The organism is Mumia sp. zg.B53, from assembly GCF_019550935.1.
Lineage (GTDB): Bacteria > Actinomycetota > Actinomycetes > Propionibacteriales > Nocardioidaceae > Mumia.
The window spans coordinates 21,863-37,251 of the sequence record NZ_JAHWCK010000005.1; the positions used below are offsets into that span (position 1 = coordinate 21,863).

At 71.5% G+C, this 15,389-nt stretch carries 12 protein-coding genes; 8 read left to right on the forward strand and 4 right to left on the reverse strand.

The window, feature by feature from the left end; genetic code table 11:
* Positions 1-93 precede the first annotated feature (93 nt).
* Entirely contained in the window at positions 94-1,983 is a 1,890-nt protein-coding gene (locus tag KV102_RS16125) for a penicillin-binding transpeptidase domain-containing protein (protein WP_220346898.1), read from the reverse strand.
* 229 nt (positions 1,984-2,212) lie between these two features.
* Between KV102_RS16125 and KV102_RS16130 the strand changes: the two genes are divergently transcribed.
* The 4 genes from KV102_RS16130 (at position 2,213) to ffh (ending at position 7,872) form a co-directional block, all read left to right on the forward strand.
* Positions 2,213-3,592: an ammonium transporter gene (locus tag KV102_RS16130; RefSeq protein ID WP_220341236.1), complete on the forward strand. Its 1,380-nt coding sequence runs from the start codon at positions 2,213-2,215 to the stop codon at positions 3,590-3,592.
* Entirely contained in the window at positions 3,589-3,927 is a 339-nt protein-coding gene (locus tag KV102_RS16135) for a P-II family nitrogen regulator (protein ID WP_220341237.1), read from the forward strand. The genes KV102_RS16130 and KV102_RS16135 overlap by 4 nt, the downstream gene beginning before the upstream one ends.
* On the forward strand, positions 3,924-6,176 hold the full coding sequence (locus tag KV102_RS16140; protein ID WP_255561186.1) for a [protein-PII] uridylyltransferase: 2,253 nt from the start codon (positions 3,924-3,926) through the stop codon (positions 6,174-6,176). The genes KV102_RS16135 and KV102_RS16140 overlap by 4 nt, the downstream gene beginning before the upstream one ends.
* 127 nt (positions 6,177-6,303) lie before the next feature.
* Positions 6,304-7,872, forward strand: coding sequence for a signal recognition particle protein (ffh, locus tag KV102_RS16145; protein WP_220346899.1), 1,569 nt, complete (start codon positions 6,304-6,306; stop codon positions 7,870-7,872).
* Positions 7,873-7,952: 80 nt separating this feature from the next.
* On the opposite strand, the gene KV102_RS16150 is transcribed toward ffh, so the two are convergent.
* The gene (locus tag KV102_RS16150) at positions 7,953-8,876 is read right to left on the reverse strand and encodes a hydroxymethylglutaryl-CoA lyase (RefSeq protein WP_220346900.1); all 924 of its coding nucleotides are present in this window, start codon (positions 8,874-8,876) and stop codon (positions 7,953-7,955) included.
* A gap of 55 nt (positions 8,877-8,931) precedes the next feature.
* Here KV102_RS16150 and KV102_RS16155 point away from each other — a divergent pair, with 55 nt between their 5' ends.
* From KV102_RS16155 to KV102_RS16165, 3 genes are read left to right on the forward strand one after another with little or no spacing between them, the layout of a single operon-like run.
* On the forward strand, positions 8,932-10,140 hold the full coding sequence (locus KV102_RS16155) for a CaiB/BaiF CoA-transferase family protein (protein WP_220346901.1): 1,209 nt from the start codon (positions 8,932-8,934) through the stop codon (positions 10,138-10,140).
* Entirely contained in the window at positions 10,140-10,802 is a 663-nt protein-coding gene (locus KV102_RS16160; protein WP_220346902.1) for an isochorismatase family protein, read from the forward strand. Before KV102_RS16155 ends, KV102_RS16160 begins: the two co-directional genes overlap by 1 nt.
* Positions 10,799-11,377, forward strand: coding sequence for a hypothetical protein (locus tag KV102_RS16165; RefSeq protein ID WP_220346903.1), 579 nt, complete (start codon positions 10,799-10,801; stop codon positions 11,375-11,377). Before KV102_RS16160 ends, KV102_RS16165 begins: the two co-directional genes overlap by 4 nt.
* Before the next feature lie 62 nt (positions 11,378-11,439).
* Here the strand turns inward: KV102_RS16165 and KV102_RS16170 are convergent, their stop codons facing one another.
* Positions 11,440-12,855: an MFS transporter gene (locus tag KV102_RS16170; RefSeq protein ID WP_220346904.1), complete on the reverse strand. Its 1,416-nt coding sequence runs from the start codon at positions 12,853-12,855 to the stop codon at positions 11,440-11,442.
* 74 nt (positions 12,856-12,929) lie between these two features.
* Between KV102_RS16170 and KV102_RS16175 the strand changes: the two genes are divergently transcribed.
* Complete coding sequence (locus tag KV102_RS16175; protein WP_220346905.1) at positions 12,930-14,612, forward strand: carbon-nitrogen hydrolase family protein; 1,683 nt, start codon at positions 12,930-12,932, stop codon at positions 14,610-14,612.
* 65 nt (positions 14,613-14,677) lie between these two features.
* Here the strand turns inward: KV102_RS16175 and KV102_RS16180 are convergent, their stop codons facing one another.
* Positions 14,678-15,385 (reverse strand): GntR family transcriptional regulator, encoded by a 708-nt coding sequence (locus KV102_RS16180; RefSeq protein ID WP_220341245.1) that lies wholly within the window; start codon positions 15,383-15,385, stop codon positions 14,678-14,680.
* Positions 15,386-15,389: the final 4 nt, after the last annotated feature.

Genomic DNA, 15,389 nt, shown 5'->3' on the forward strand with positions numbered 1-15,389 from the left:
CCGTCCCCGTCCCCGATTTGTGCAGTTGAGCAAGGAATCCGGGGACGCAAACCCGTGCCAACTGCACAAATCGGGGACGGGGACGGGGCGGGGTCAGCGTGCGCGGGCGAGGAACCGCTTGAGGAGGGGCCCGGCGGTCTGAGAGCCGGACTCGCCCGTCTCGACGAACACCGCGACCGCGAGGTCGCCCTTGGTCGCCACCATCCAGGCGTGAGTCTTCACCGGTGAGCCGTACTCGGCCGTCCCCGTCTTGGCGCCGACCTCACCGCCGAGCCCTGCGAGCGCGCGGCCGCTGCCGTCGGTGACGACGCGGCGCATCAGCGCACGGAGCTGGCGGGCCTCGGCGGGTTCGAGCGTGGACTCGACCTTGGGCGCCTCGCGATCGGGGAGCAGCACGGGCACGACCGTACGGCCGGCGGCGACCGACGCGGTCACGGTCGCCATCGTGAACGGCGAGGCGAGCACCTTGCCCTGGCCGATCATCGACGCCGCGTGCTCGGTCGTGGGTGCCTCGGTGGGCACGGAGCCGAAGTAGGACGGGAAGCCCAGGTCCTGGTCGACGCCCATCCCGAGCGAGGCCGCGGCGGAGGCGAGGTCGCTCTGCGCCACCCTGTCCCGCAGCCCGATCATCGACGTGTTGCACGACTGCGCAAAGGCCTCGGTGAACCGGATGCGGCCGAGCGAGCTGCTGGGGTAGTCGTCGTAGTTCTTGAACGACTTGCCGTTCACGACGGTCGTCGCGGGGCACGGCGTGGTCGTCGTCGGGTCGACACCGGCGCGCAGCGCGGCGAGCGCGGTCGTGATCTTGAACGTCGAGCCCGGGGCGTACTGCCCGGTGGTCGCGATCGCCTGTCCTGCGGCACCCGGGCCCGTCGCCGCGGCCAGCACAGCGCCGGTCGAGGGCTTGATCGCCACCAGCGCGCTGGCCGGCTTCGTCCCGGCGAGCACCTCCTCGGCGAGGATCTGCAGACGCTGGTCGAGCGTCGTGCGCAGCGGCTCACCGGGGACCGGCGCCTGCTCGTACGCCGGCACGTCCTTGATCGACGGGGACGGGTTCGCCGGGTCGGACACGGCGTCGCTGACGATGTCGACGACGTAGCCGTCGCGACCGCGCAGCTGCTCGTCGTAGCGCAGCGCGAGCCCCGACAGACCGGTGAGGTCGCCGGTGGACAGACGTCCGTCGCTCTTGTCGATGAGCTCCTTGGTCGCCTCGCCGACCGAGCCGAGGATGGCGGAGGCGAAGGTCCGGGTCGGCCCCAGCGGCAGCGTGTCACCAAGGACCCTCGCTCCGAAGACCGACTCGGGGTCCCCGTTGGGTGCTCGCTGCTCGGCACGCAGCACGATCGCCTCCACGAACGCCTTGGGACCCGCGGCCGCGACCTCGGCGGCGTAGTCGTCCGCGTCGATGCCGAGGATCCGCGCCAGCGCGCGGGCAGACGACGGCTGGCGGGCCGCGGGGACGGCCGTCTTGTCGATCCCGATGCGCTGGACGGAGCGCTCGGTGACCAGGACGGTCCCCGAGCCGCCGAGGATGTCTCCGCGCTGCGCCGGCACGGTGCGTACGCGCAGACGCTGGCCCTCGGCGAGGTCCGGGGCGACCAGCGACGGCGACCAGGCGACCGTCCAGGTGTCGTCGGCACGACGCATCTCGGCCTTTGTCTCGTACTCCCAGGCGACGTCGGGCCCGAACTCCCAGCGGTAGGCGAGGGTGGCGGTCGCCGTCTCGTCCTCCTCGGCGACGCCCTTCACCGAGACGGTCGGCCGGAGGTCGTCGAGGCCCTTGGTGATCTGCGTCAGCTCGGCGCCCGCGGCGGAGTCGTCGATCTCGACGCCGGAGAGGTCGAGGCTCGAGAGGCCCTCGGCGAGCTGCTCGGCCTCCGGCTCGGCCGGCGAGCCGCTGCAGGCGCCGAGCACGCTGGCGCCCAGCACGGTGGCCAGGACGAGGGTCACACGATGACGGGCGGACGAGGGGGAGAAGGCCATGCCCTCATCCTCACCCGCCGGAGGTTCATCGGTCGACAAGAGCGGCCGGGTGGGACGGAGCGTCGTTGAAACTCAGGCGTAACACAACCTGGTCAAGTGTCACCTCCATGAAACACAGCGTCGCTCGACCGGAAACGAACCGCCGCGAATCTGAACGCAACGAAGCCGACCCGGACACTGCCGTTCGAGCGCCGGTCACGTCTCAGATACCTAATCCCCTGGAGGTTCCATGGACACCGGCCACGCAGCCTGGATCCTGACCTCCGCGTCGCTCGTGCTCCTGATGACGCCGGCCCTGGCGCTCTTCTACGGCGGGATGACGCGGACCAAGTCCATCCTCAACATGATGATGATGTCCTTCAGCGCCATGGGCGTCGTCATGGTCGTCTACGTGTTGTGGGGCTACTCGATGTCCTACGCCTCCGGCGGCGAGGACAGCATCGGTGGCTTCTTCGACAACCCGTTCACCCTGTTCGGGCTGCGCGACGTCTCGGGCACCGACTACCTGACCGTCGCCTTCCAGGCGACGTTCGCCATCATCACGGCGGCCCTGATCAGCGGTGCGCTGGCCGAGCGCGTGAAGTTCTCCTCGTGGCTGCTGTTCCTGCCGCTGTGGGTCACGCTCGCCTACTTCCCGCTCGCGCACATGGTCTGGGGTGGCGGCTTCCTCTCCGGAAGCGCCGACGGCCTGGCCGCGGCCATCTTCGGCACCACCGACGGCGCCGCGACGATCGCCCCCATCGACTACGCCGGCGGTACGGTCGTCCACATCAACGCCGGTATGGCGGCGCTCGTCCTGGTGCTGCTGATCGGCAAGCGGAGGGGCTTCGGCAAGGAGCCGACCCGCCCGGGCAACCTCCCGCTGACGATGCTGGGTGCCGGCCTCCTGTGGTTCGGCTGGTTCGGCTTCAACGTGGGCTCGTACGTGTCGGTGCCCGACGAGCCGATCAGCGCCGGTGCGGAGGGCTTCGTCGAGAACACCATCGCCTACGCCACCGCGTTCTCCGGTGAGACCGGTCTCGTGTGGGTCAACACCTCCGTCGCCGCTGCGGCGGCCATCATCGGCTGGCTCGTCGTGGAGAAGATCCGTGACGGCAAGGCCACCTCGCTCGGTGCCGCTTCGGGCATCGTCGCCGGCCTCGTCGCCATCACCCCGGCGTGTGGCGCGCTGAGCCCGATCGGCGCGATCGCCCTCGGCATCGTCGCGGGTGGCCTCTGCGCCCTCGCGGTCGGCCTGAAGTTCCGGTTCGGCTACGACGACTCGCTCGACGTGGTGGGCGTCCACCTGGTCGGCGGCCTCGTCGGCACCCTCGGCATCGGGTTCCTCGCGGTCGAGGGCGGGCTGCTCTACGGAGACGGCATCAAGCTCTTCGTCGTCCAGGCCGCGATCGCTGCCTTCGCCATCCTCTGGTCGGGTGTCTTCACGCTGCTCATCGGCCTGGCCATCAAGGCGGTCATGGGCTGGCGCGTCGCCGAGGAGGACGAGGTGGAGGGCATCGACCTGGCCGAGCACGGCGAGTCGGGGTACGACCTCGCACCCGCGTCGGGCGTCGCCCGTCCCGTCACGGCGGCTACGCTGACCACCACCCCCGAAGGAGCCAAGGCATGAAGCTCGTGACCGCGGTGATCAAGCCGCACAAGTGGGAAGAGGTCCGCGAGGCCCTCGAGACCTTCGGCATCACCGGCATGACCGTGACGGAGGCCAGCGGCTACGGCCGTCAGAAGGGCCACACCGAGGTCTACCGTGGCGCCGAGTACGACGTCTCGCTCGTCCCCAAGATCCGGGTCGAGATCGTGACCGAGGACGAGGACGTCAAGGACGTCGTCGACGTGGTCGTGAAGTCGGCCGCGACTGGCAAGATCGGTGACGGCAAGGTCTGGGTCGTCCCGGTCGAGTCCGTCGTCCGGGTCCGTACCGGAGAGACGGACGAGGCGGCGCTCTGACCGAGGAGCTCAGCGCACGGCGCCGGTCCAGGGCGGACGCCCTGGACCGGCGCTTGCGTGAGTGCTTCACCGAGGCCGCCTCAGACCTGCCTGAGGGTGAGCGGCACGGCCTCGCGCTGGTCGCGGTCGGCGGCTTCGGACGTGCCGAGATGTCGCCCTTCAGCGACGTCGACGTGGTCCTCGTCCATCGCGACGGCGCTTCGTCTGCGCTCGTCGCGCAGGTCGCCGAAAAGATCTGGTACCCGCTGTGGGACGGGGGCGTCACGCTGGACCACGCGGTCCGCAGCGCCGGCCAGATGCTGCAGACCGCCGACGAGGACTACCGCGCCGCGCTCGGGATGCTCGACGCGCGTGCGGTGGCGGGTGACACCGCCGCGGTGGTCGCGCTGCGGTCGGAGATCCTCACCGCGTGGCGCCGTACGGCCCGTCGTCGCCTCCCCGAGCTGGAGCGCGCCACCCACGAACGCGTCGAGCGGCTCGGCTGGCTCGCGCAGTCGGCGGTGATGGACCTCAAGGAGTCAGGGGGTGGCCTGCGCGACGGGACGGTCATGCGTGCCCTGGTCGCCAGCTGGCTGGTCGACGTGCCGCACCGTGAGCTCGAGGCGCTCCGCGCGGCGTTGCTGGACGTCCGTGACGTCCTGCACGAGGTCGCGGGCCGTCCCACCGACCGGTTGACACCCGACCTCGTGCCGGAGGTCGCGTCCGTGATGGGCTACGCGCCCGACCAGCTGGACCTCCACGTGCGCGACCTCGGCCGCCGCACCGCTCACCTGGCGAACCGCACGTGGCGACGCGTCGATGCCCTGCTCGGGGAGCGTCCGCGCTCCCGCAGCGCCCCAGGTCCTCGCCTGGACCCGGTCGCGCCCGGGGTGGCGGTCGTCGGCGACGAGGTCGTGCTGACGGGGTCGCCCGATCCCGACGAGGACGCGCTCGTGGCGCTGCACGCCGTGGCGGAGTCCGCCCGGCGAGGCCTCCCGCTGGCTGCGGCCTCCGCGGCACGGCTCGCCCGGGGCGCGGTGCCGCCCGAACCGTGGCCCCCTGAGGCGCGTCGTCTGCTGGTCGAGGGGCTGACCGCCGGACGCGGACTGGTCACCGTGTGGGACGAGATCGACCTCGCGGGTCTGGTCGACCGCTGGCTGCCGGAGTGGGCGCCCCTGCGGCTGCGTGGCTCGTCGTCCCCGGTGCACCGGTTCACCATCGACCGGCACTCCGTCGAGACGGCCGTCGTCGCCTCCGGCCTCATGCGCACGGTCGCACGCCCGGACCTCCTGGCGGTGGCGGCCCTGCTCCACGACGTGGGCAAGGGACGCGAGGGCGACCACAGTGAGGTGGGAGCACCGATCGCGCGTGCGGTGGCGACGAGGTGGGGCTTCGGGGAGGCCGACGCCGACACGATCGAGGACCTCGTCCGGCGGCACCTCCTCCTGCCCACCATCGCGACGCGGCGGGACATCGAGGACCCCGACACGGCCGCGAACGTCGCCGCGCTCGTCGGCGACGCCGACCGTCTCGACCTGCTCCTCGCGCTCACCGAGTCCGACGCCCGCGCGACGAGCCCGCAGGCCTGGTCCGCGTGGCGGTCCGGGCTGATCCGAGGGCTCGCGGCGAAGGTGCGGGTCGTGCTCGGCGACGCCGCGGCGCTGGACGACCCCTCGTACGAGGGCTGGCCGGCGGGACTCGCGGTCCCGTCGAGGGTGCTGGGGGACGCGCCGTTCCTGGTCGACGTCGCCGGGCACCACGAGGGATCGCTGGTCCAGGTCACCGCACCCGACCGTCACGGGTTGCTCGCCGATCTCGCCGGCGCCCTCAGCGTCGCCGGTCAGCAGATCCGGTCGGCGCGGCTGGTCGAGCGCGACGGGACGACGACCAGCATCTGGGAGGTGGCCGGTCGAGACGTGGACGAGGCACGTCTCGTCCGCCGGATCCGGCAGGTGCTGGAGGGTCAGCTGTCGCTGGACGACCGTCTCGCTCCGTCGGGGGAGGGGCCGACGGAGCCTCTTCAGGTGATGCTCCACCACGACTCGTCGACCTCGGCGGTGGTCGAGGTGCGCGCTCAGGATCAGCGCGGCCTCGTGTGGGCCGTCGCGCGGACCATCACCCAGGAGGGCTACGGCATCCGCTCGGCCCACCTCTCGACCTTCGGGCCGCAGGCTCGAGACGTCTTCTACGTCGTCGACGGCGCGGGCGCCACGCTGAGCACGGAGCAGGCGGACGCGCTGGTCGAACGGCTGCGAGGGCTTCCGCTCTGACGGGCGCATCCGCCCTCGACGACGCGACGGGCGTACGGGCGGAGGGTCGCTTCGGGGCAGCCGTTAGGCTGGAACCCGCGCACGCCGCACGTCGCGGCTGTCACGACACCTGTGAGGAACGGCTGTCTTGTTCGACACACTCCAGAACCGCCTGCAGACCACCTTCCGCAACCTCCGCGGCAAGGGCAAGTTGTCCGAGGCCGACATCGATGCCACCGCCCGAGAGATCCGGGTGGCTCTGCTCGAGGCGGACGTCGCGCTGCCCGTGGTCAAGGAGTTCGTCGCCCGGGTCAAGGAACGCGCCCGTGGCGCTGAGGTCAGCCAGGCGCTGAACCCTGCCCAGCAGGTCATCAAGATCGTCAACGAGGAGCTCGTCGGCATCCTCGGTGGTGAGACCCGTCGGCTCAGGCTGGCCAAGAACCCGCCGACCGTGATCATGCTGGCCGGCCTCCAGGGCGCCGGCAAGACGACGCTCGCGGGCAAGCTCGGCCTCTACCTCAAGGGCCAGGGTCACTCGCCGATGCTGGTGGCGGCCGACCTCCAGCGCCCCAACGCGGTGACGCAGCTGCAGGTGGTGGGCGAGCGGGCCGGGGTCGACGTGTACGCCCCGCAGCCCGGCAACGGTGTCGGCGACCCCGTCCAGGTGGCCAAGGACGCTCTCGCGGAGGCGCGCAAGTCCCTGCACGACGTGGTCGTCATCGACACCGCCGGTCGCCTCGGCATCGACGAGGAGCTGATGAAGCAGGCGTCGGAGATCCGTGACGCCACCGATCCCGACGAGGTGCTCTTCGTCGTCGACGCGATGATCGGCCAGGACGCCGTGCGGACCGCCGAGGCGTTCCTCCAGGGGGTCGACTTCACCGGCGTCGTGCTGTCCAAGCTGGACGGCGACGCGCGCGGCGGTGCGGCGCTCTCGATCGCGCAGATGACCGGCCGCCCGGTGATGTTCGCCTCCAACGGCGAGAAGCTCACCGACTTCGACGTGTTCCACCCCGACCGGATGGCCTCGCGCATCCTCGATCTCGGCGACATGATGACGCTGATCGAGCAGGCTGAGAAGGCCTTCGATGTCGAGCAAGCGCAGAAGGCCGCCGAAAAGCTCGCCGGCAAGAGCGGCGACTTCACGCTGGACGACTTCCTCCAGCAGATGCAGGCCGTCCGCAAGATGGGGTCGCTCAGCAAGATCCTCGGGATGCTGCCCGGCGCCGGCCAGTTCAAGGACCAGCTTGCCAACTTCGACGAGCGCGAGATCGACCGGATCCAGGCGATCATCCAGTCGATGACGCCGGCGGAGCGCCACAACCCCAAGATCATCGACGGCTCCCGCCGCTCGCGCATCTCACGTGGCTCCGGGACCCAGGTCAGCGACGTGAACCAGCTCGTCGACCGCTTCTTCGAGGCCCGCAAGATGATGCAGCAGATGGCCAAGGGCGGCGGGATGCCGGGGATGCCCGGCATGCCCGGGATGCCCGGGATGCCCGGCATGGGTGGCAAGCGTGCGGGTGCCCGTCAGCAGGCCAAGAAGGGCAAGGGCAAGGGCAAGCGCGTCTCCGGCAACCCGGCGAAGCGCGCTGCCGCGGCGCAGGCCGAGGCGGCCAAGCCCAAGGCCGACGGCGCCTCGGCGTTCGGCTTCGGTGGCACCCCGCAGCCCGACGGCGACGTGGAGATCCCCAAGGAGATCCGCGACCTCTTCTGAGGTGCGGCCCGTCGGGTCCGCGCCGCCCGGATGTCCACGGCCGCCTGAGCCGTACGGCGCCTGAGCCGTACGGCCGCAGGTCACTGCCCCCGCGAGGGAAACCAGCCGGCCCGGCCGAGCTGCGCAGGAGCCTGGGGGAGTCCGAGCTGGTCGGAGATCCACGCGCCGGTCTCGGCGACCTGGGTCGGGTCGACACCGGTGGTGAAGCCGGAGCGGTGGAGCAGATAGAGCAGGTCCTCGGTCGCCACGTTGCCGGTCGCGCCCGGAGCGAAGGGGCATCCGCCGATCCCGCCGGCCGAGGCGTCGAGGACCGAGACCCCGGCCTGCACCGCGGCCAGCGCGTTGGCGTAGCCGGTGTTGCGGGTGTTGTGGAAGTGCGCCCGGAGCGGCACGTCGGGCGCGAGGTCGCCGAGCGCGGAGACGAGTTCGGTCACCTGGGTCGGCACCCCGACGCCGATCGTGTCGGCGACCGCCAGCTCGTCCGGCGCCTCGTCCAGGACCGCGGCGGCAACGTCGCGCACGCGGCTGGTGGGGACCTCGCCGTCGAAGGGACAGCCGAACGCTGCGGCGAGGATCACCGACGTCCGTAGTCCTGCGGCGCGTGCGACCGGTGCGATGGCATGCCACGCGGCCACCTGGTCGTACGTCCCGACGCCTTGGTTGCGCACGGCGAGGCCTTCGGAGGAGACCACGACGACGGTGACCTCGTCGCAGCCCGCCGCGATGGCGCGGTCCAGCCCACGACGGTTCAGGACCAGCCCGATCGCGCTCAGTCGCGGGTCGTCGCGCACCGCCGCCATGAGGTCCTCGGCGTCGGCCATCTGGGGGACGCGGTCGGGCCGGGCGAAGGCGGTGACCTCGATCCGTCGCACCCCGGCGTCGAGGCTGCGGCGCACCAGCTCGGCCTTCACCGACGTGGGAAGGATCGTGGCCTCGTTCTGCAGACCGTCGCGGGGAGAGACCTCGACGATCTCGACCGCCTGGGGCATGGTGCTCGCTGTCATCGCGTCCTCCTGGGATCCCTGGGCGTCGGAGTCTATCTGATATACGATCTTGTCCATGTCAATGGAGCAGACGCCCGGCGCTCTCGCCGGGGTGCGTGTCGTAGAAGCGGGCCAGCTGCTCGCGGGTCCCTTCGCCGGACAGCTGATGGGTGACCTCGGCGCCGACGTGGTCAAGGTGGAGGCGCCGGGTGTCGGTGATCCGATGCGCCAGTGGGGCCGCGAGAAGCCGCACGGCCACTCGCTGTGGTGGCCCGTCGTGGCGCGCAACAAGCGCTCGGTCACCCTCGACCTCCGCCGACCCGAGGGCCAAGAGCTCTTCCTGCGCCTCGTCGAGCACGCCGACGTCGTCCTCGAGAACTTCCGGCCCGGCACGCTCGAGCGGTGGAACCTCGGCTACGAGCGGCTCAAGGAGCGCAATCCCGGCATCGTCCTCGTCCGGGTCAGCGGCTACGGCCAGACGGGCCCGTACGCCGGCCGTGCCGGGTACGGGTCCATCGGTGAGGCGATGGGTGGGCTTCGCTACATCACCGGTGAGCCTGACCGACCGCCGTCGCGGACCGGGCTCTCGATCGGCGACTCGCTCGCCGCGACCCATGCGACCGTGGGGACGCTCGCCGCGCTGCTGCACCGGGAGCGGACGGGTGAGGGACAAGTCGTCGACAGCGCGATCTACGAGGCCGTGCTCGCGATGACCGAGAGCCTGGTGACCGAGTGGGACGTCGCCGGTTACCAGCGTGAGCGGACCGGTCCGATCCTGCCCAACGTCGCTCCCAGCAACGTCTATCCGACCGCGGACGGCCACACCATCCTCATCGCCGCCAACCAGGACACCGTCTTCCGGCGCCTGGCTGCGGCGATGGGGGAGCCGGAGCTCGCCGAGCTTCCGTCCTACGCGACCCACGGGGCGCGCGGGGCCCACCAGGAGGAGCTCGACAGCCGGATCGCCGACTGGACGGCGAAGTACGACGCCGACGCCCTGCTGGTGCTGCTGCACGAGGCCGGCGTCCCCGCAGGGCGCATCTTCCGTGCCGCCGACATGCTCAAGGACCCGCACTACGCGGCGCGTGAAGCCGTGGTCCGTGTCCCGGACCCGACCTTCGGCACGCTCGCGATGCCCAACGTCGTCCCGCGCCTCTCGGGCACTCCCGGAAGCATCCGTTGGACGGGCCCGTCGCTCGGCGAGCACAACGACGAGGTGTACGGCACGCTGCTCGGTCTCTCCGACGACGAGCGGGCGGCGCTTGCCGAGGCCGGCGTCATCTGATGGAGCGCGGCGACGACTACGCGGCGGCGGGCTTCCTCGGCCGCCTGGGCTTCGGTGTGCGTCCGGCCGTGGTCGTGGTCGACGTCGTGACCGCCTATCTCGACCCGGAGTCACCGCTCAGCGATCGCGGTGGCCGCTTCGAGCGGGCTCGTGAGGCCGCAGCGCAGGTCGTCGACGCGGCCCGGACCGGCGGTGTCCCCGTGGTCTTCACCGAGGTACGGCTGATGGCCGGCGGCGCCGACGGCGGCCTGTTCCGGCGCAAGGTGCCGGCGCTCGCCGCCTTCGAGGCGGGCTCGCCGTGGGCGGCGTTCCCCGACGAGCCGGCTCCGCTGCCGGGAGAGGTCGTCGTGTCCAAGCAGTACGCGTCCGCCTTCTTCGGCACCTCGCTGGCCTCCACCCTGACGGCGTGGGGCGTCGACACGGTCGTGGTGGTCGGGTTCTCGACCAGCGGCTGCGTGCGCGCCACGGCGGTCGACGCCCTCCAGCACGGCTTCCGCCCGATCGTCGCTGCCGACGCCTGTGGGGACCGCGACGTGGACGTGCACGAGCACAACCTCTTCGACCTCGACGCGAAGTATGCGGACGTGGTCGCGGTGAGCGACGTGGTCGCTCACTTTCTCGCCCCATCCTTGTCCCGCACCTCAGAAGGAGCCGTACCGTGATCGAGCAGGATCTCTTCGACGATGCGCTGGAATGGGCGAGCTTCGCCCCTGCCGGTGCCGACCAGAAGGCGGAGATGGTGCTGCTGCACCAGTCCGCCGACGCCACCTCCCGCACCGTCCTCGTCCGTTTCCCCGCACGGTGGCAACGGGCCATGACCGGCAACCAGCCCGCCGGCGAGGAGATGCTGGTGCTCGAGGGAGCGCTGTCGATGTCGGGCAGCACGTGCCGTCCGGGGCAGATCCTCGTCGTGGAGCCGCGTGCCACCCGCTCCGAGACGGGCGTCGAGGACGAGACGCGTGCGCTCGTCTGGTTCAGCGGGGCGGCCGGCGGCTGGGTCGAGGGCGTCGCCCCTGAGCCCGGAACGATCGCCGTCACCGACCTCGCGCCGGGCGTCGTACGCCCTGGCGGAGGAGCGCTGTCCGGATCGGTGGAGCTGCGTGACGGCGCCGACCTCGGCGCTTTCCCGACGGACGCCGACGTCTACTGGCCCGCGCTGGGACGGTGGGCGCACCTCGCGGCCGGAGAAGCCGCTCCCTCGGGTGAAGGCACGGCGGTCGTCCGCCACTGGGCCTGACGACGTCCCGAAACGAGCGCGAGCCCCCCACCCGACATCGGGTGGGGGGCTCGTCTCTCGTGTCAGCGTCCTGACAGCGCTCGTGCCGCGTCCTTGTCGTACGTCCGAGCGGCCCACCGCAGGATCAGGACGCTGGTGAACAGCGGCGGCACCAACGCCAGGAACGCGGTGTTGATCGATCCGGTGGCGTCGGAGACGGCGCCGATGAGCAGCGGCCCGCCTGCGCCACCGAGGCTGAGCAGGAACTGCACGACGGCGAAGCCGAGGCCTCGTCGTTCGGCGGGTACGACGTCGGCGGAGGCGGCTGTCAGGTTCGGGATGGCTCCCGAGAAGCCCACGCACGCCACCGCGACGAGAGCGATCCGAAGCCCGAGGCCCGGGAGCAGGACGACGCCGGTGATCGACACGGCGCCGACGAGCAGGAACCACATGCTCACGCGGATGCGCCACCCCGACCGCGTGCCGTGGTGCCGGTCGCCGATCCGGCTGCCGAGGACGATGCCGACCACGATGCCGACGCCGCCGATCCCTCCGGTGATGGCCGCCGCGGAGTCGTTCGCCAGTCCCTCGGTGCGCTCGAGCAGCGTCGGGAGCCAGTAGAAGAGGCCTCCCAGACCGAGGTAGAGGAACGCGAGGCTGATGGTGATCCCCCGCAGCGACGCGATGGCGAGGACCGCGCGCGCCTCCCTGAACATCGAGGTCGTGAGGCTCGGCGGCGGCGCCTCACCGTCGGGATCGGCAGCCGCGCCCGCCACCGTCGCGGCGCGGAGGCGGTCGATGCGGTCGCCGATCCCGCGGATCGGCTCGCGGACCGTGAGGACGAGCGCCGCGACGAGGACCCCGGGGACCGCGACCAGGAAGAACACGGACCGCCAGTCGAGCGCCTCGGAGATCGCGCCACCGACGGCGACGCCGATGGGGAGGCCCATGTAGTAGCCGGCCCGCTCCAGGCCGAATGCCTTCCCGCGGGAGGTCCCCGGGTAGAAGTCGGCGAGGAGACTGGACGACGGGGGGTTGTAGAGCTGACCCGCGGCACCGAGCATGATGCGCGTCATGAAGAACAGCGCGAACGTCGTCGCGAGGCCGCTCAGCACGGAGCAGACCGCCCAGACGAGCACGACGAGAGCGACGATGCTCGTCCGGCGACCCTTGTCCGCGAGCCGACCGGCAGGGAGGAGGAGCACGACGCCGGCCAGGGCGGCTGCGGTCGGGATGGCGCCGGCCATGGTGTCGCTGAACCCGAACTCCTCCTGGATGGCGGGCAGGGCGCCGGCGATGAGGTTGACCTCCACGCGGTCGATGAACGCCACGAGGGCGATCACGATGGCCGGCCACCACCCGAAGGGAGCGGGACGGGCCAGGTCGACGTCGACCGGGGGGCGTCCCACGAACACGTCGAGCGGGACAGTGGTCTTCGCGCCGGCCGGGGGAGGCACCGCGTCCTGCTCGAGCGCCGGCGGCTCTTTCGGCTCGCTCACGTCCGGGTCCTCTCGTCGGCATTCAGGTTCGTGAAAGTCTAGGGGACGATCGTAGAAGGATATATGGTTTACGCATGACAGTCGTACGCGTCGCCGCGATCCAGCTGGCCGTGACCGAGGACACCCAGGCCAATCTCGCCGGTGCCGTCCGCCTCGTCGAGGCCGCCGCCGGCCAGGGCGCGCAGATCGTCGTGCTCCCGGAGTTCGGCAATCACGTCTCCTGGTACGCCGACCGTGACCACGCGCGCCGGATGGCGCAGACGCTGGACGGCCCCTTCGTCGGGACTCTCGCCGCGACCGCTGCCGAGCACGAGCTCTATCTCCTCGTCAACTGCACGCTCGCCCAGGAGGACGGCCGGACGACCGGCAGCAACGTCCTCCTCGGGCCCGACGGTTCGGTCCTCGCCACCAGCGACAAACAGGTCCTCATGGGGAGCGAGCGTGACCACCTCGACCCGGCCACCGAGGCGTCGCCGGTCGTCGAGACACCGCTCGGCCGGATCGGCCTCTACTCCTGCATGGACGGCGTCATCAACGAGACGCCGCGCATGCTCGCCGTCGGCGGGGCGCAGATCCTGCTCAACAGTCTCAACTCCTTCGCGCTCGACGAGGCGTCGTTGCACGTCCCGGTGCGCGCCGTCGAGAACCGGGTGTGGGTGGTCGCGGCGAACAAGGTCGGTCCGCTGGTGCCCGGGCACAGCATCGACGCGGTCGCGACCGCGGTGGGCGTGCCGACCGAGCTGCTCCACGGGGCGGGGGAGAGCCAGATCGTGGCCCCCGACGGGACCGTCGTCGCTCGCGGGCCCCGGACCGGTGAGGCGGTCGTGATCGCCGACATCGACGTCGCCGAGGCTGACGACAAGCGACGGCCCGACGGCACCGACCTCCTCGCCTCACGTCGGCCGGAGCTGTACGGCGCGATCGTCGAGGCGCCGCGAGGTCGTCGCGCGCCAGCCGGGAGGGCGACGCTCGAGGCCGCCGTGCTGGCCCCGCGCGAGGGCGACGACGTCCTCGCCCTCGTCCGCGAGGCGGCCTCCGGCGGCGCCGAGCTGGTGGTCCTCCCCGAGCTCGCCGGGTGGGCGCACGGTGTGGCCACTCCCGGTGCGTCTCCGCAGCTCACCACGGAGGCGCTCCGAGACGCCCTTGCCGGTACGACGACGCTGGCCGTCACCTCGGTCGTCGACGACGACCGGCACGTCGGCCTGGTGGTGGGTGCCGGTGGCGTGGTGCACTCGCAACCGCAGCTGCACACCTGCGCGCGGCACGCCGCCTGGGCGACAAGGCTCAGCGAGGGTCTCGACGTGATCGACCTCCCCTGGGGCCGACTGGCCGTGGTGGTGGGCGACGACGCCCTCTATCCCGAGACCTTCCGACTCGCGGCACTGCAGGATGCCGACGTGGTCGCGGTGCCGTTCACCACGGCTGCCGTGCACGACCTTGATCTCCTGCTGCTCGAGCGGGCCGCCGAGAACCGGCTCAATCTCGCTGTCGCCTCCCGACCGGGCACGCACGGTGCGGGCATGCTCGTCCCGCTGTCGGCCGACTTCACCCTGTGGAGCGGCGGATGGCAGTTCGACGGCGTCATCAGCAGGTCCGAGCCTGTCTTCTCGGCCGGCTCGGTGACGACCGCGACGTTGAGACCCGAGCAAGCGGTCAACCGCTTCGTCTCTCGCGGCACCGACGTCGTCGACGGTCGCCCGTGGGCCCTGGCCGACGCGCTCGTCCGCCCGCACGACCTGGCTGAGGCCTCCGCGTGAGCGGCGCGTCAGCCTGAGCGAGGACGCCGGCGCCAGATCGGGCGCGGCAGATCAGGCGGGGTCCATCAGGCGCTGTCGGCCACGTCGCGGCTGCCGAGAGCGGCCATCAGCGACCGCTCACTGGCGTCGAGATGGGCGATCCACGACTTCTTGAAGGCGGCAGCCTTGCCGTCTCGCGCGAGCTCGAGGAGCTCGCGGTGCTCGTCGATGCGCTGCTCCTTGGTCTCGGGAGCGTGGTCGAGGTCCTTCATGAGCAGGTGCAGGTAGCGGTCGGCCGAGTGCCAGAGGAGCTCGAGGACGTTCCTGTCGACGTTGCCCATCACATCGAGCAGGAGCGTCTCGTGGAAGGCGTGGTGGGCGGCCGCGAGAGTCGCGGGCTCGCGCTCGATCGCGGCGTACTCCTCGAGCGCCTGCTCGGCGTCGGCGAGGCGTTCCTCGGTCATGCTGCGGGCCGCCTTGACCGCGAGGTCGCCCTCGATCAGGCGGCGGAGGCGGTAGATGTCGGCCAGGTCCTCCGGGCTCAGCGCTGCCACGAGGGCGGACCGTCCGGGGCGCAGGCTGACGATGCCCTCGCTCTCGAGGCGGCGCAGTGCCTCGCGGACGGGGATGTGGCTCACGTCGTACAGCTCGCAGAGCTCGACGATCGACACCGACGACCCGGGCTGGATCTCCCCCGTGAGGATCGACGCCCTCAGCTCGCTCGTCACACGGTCGACGAGCGACACGTGGGCGATCGGGCGGGTGGCCCGGTCGGACCGGCTTCGTCGTGCCATGCGG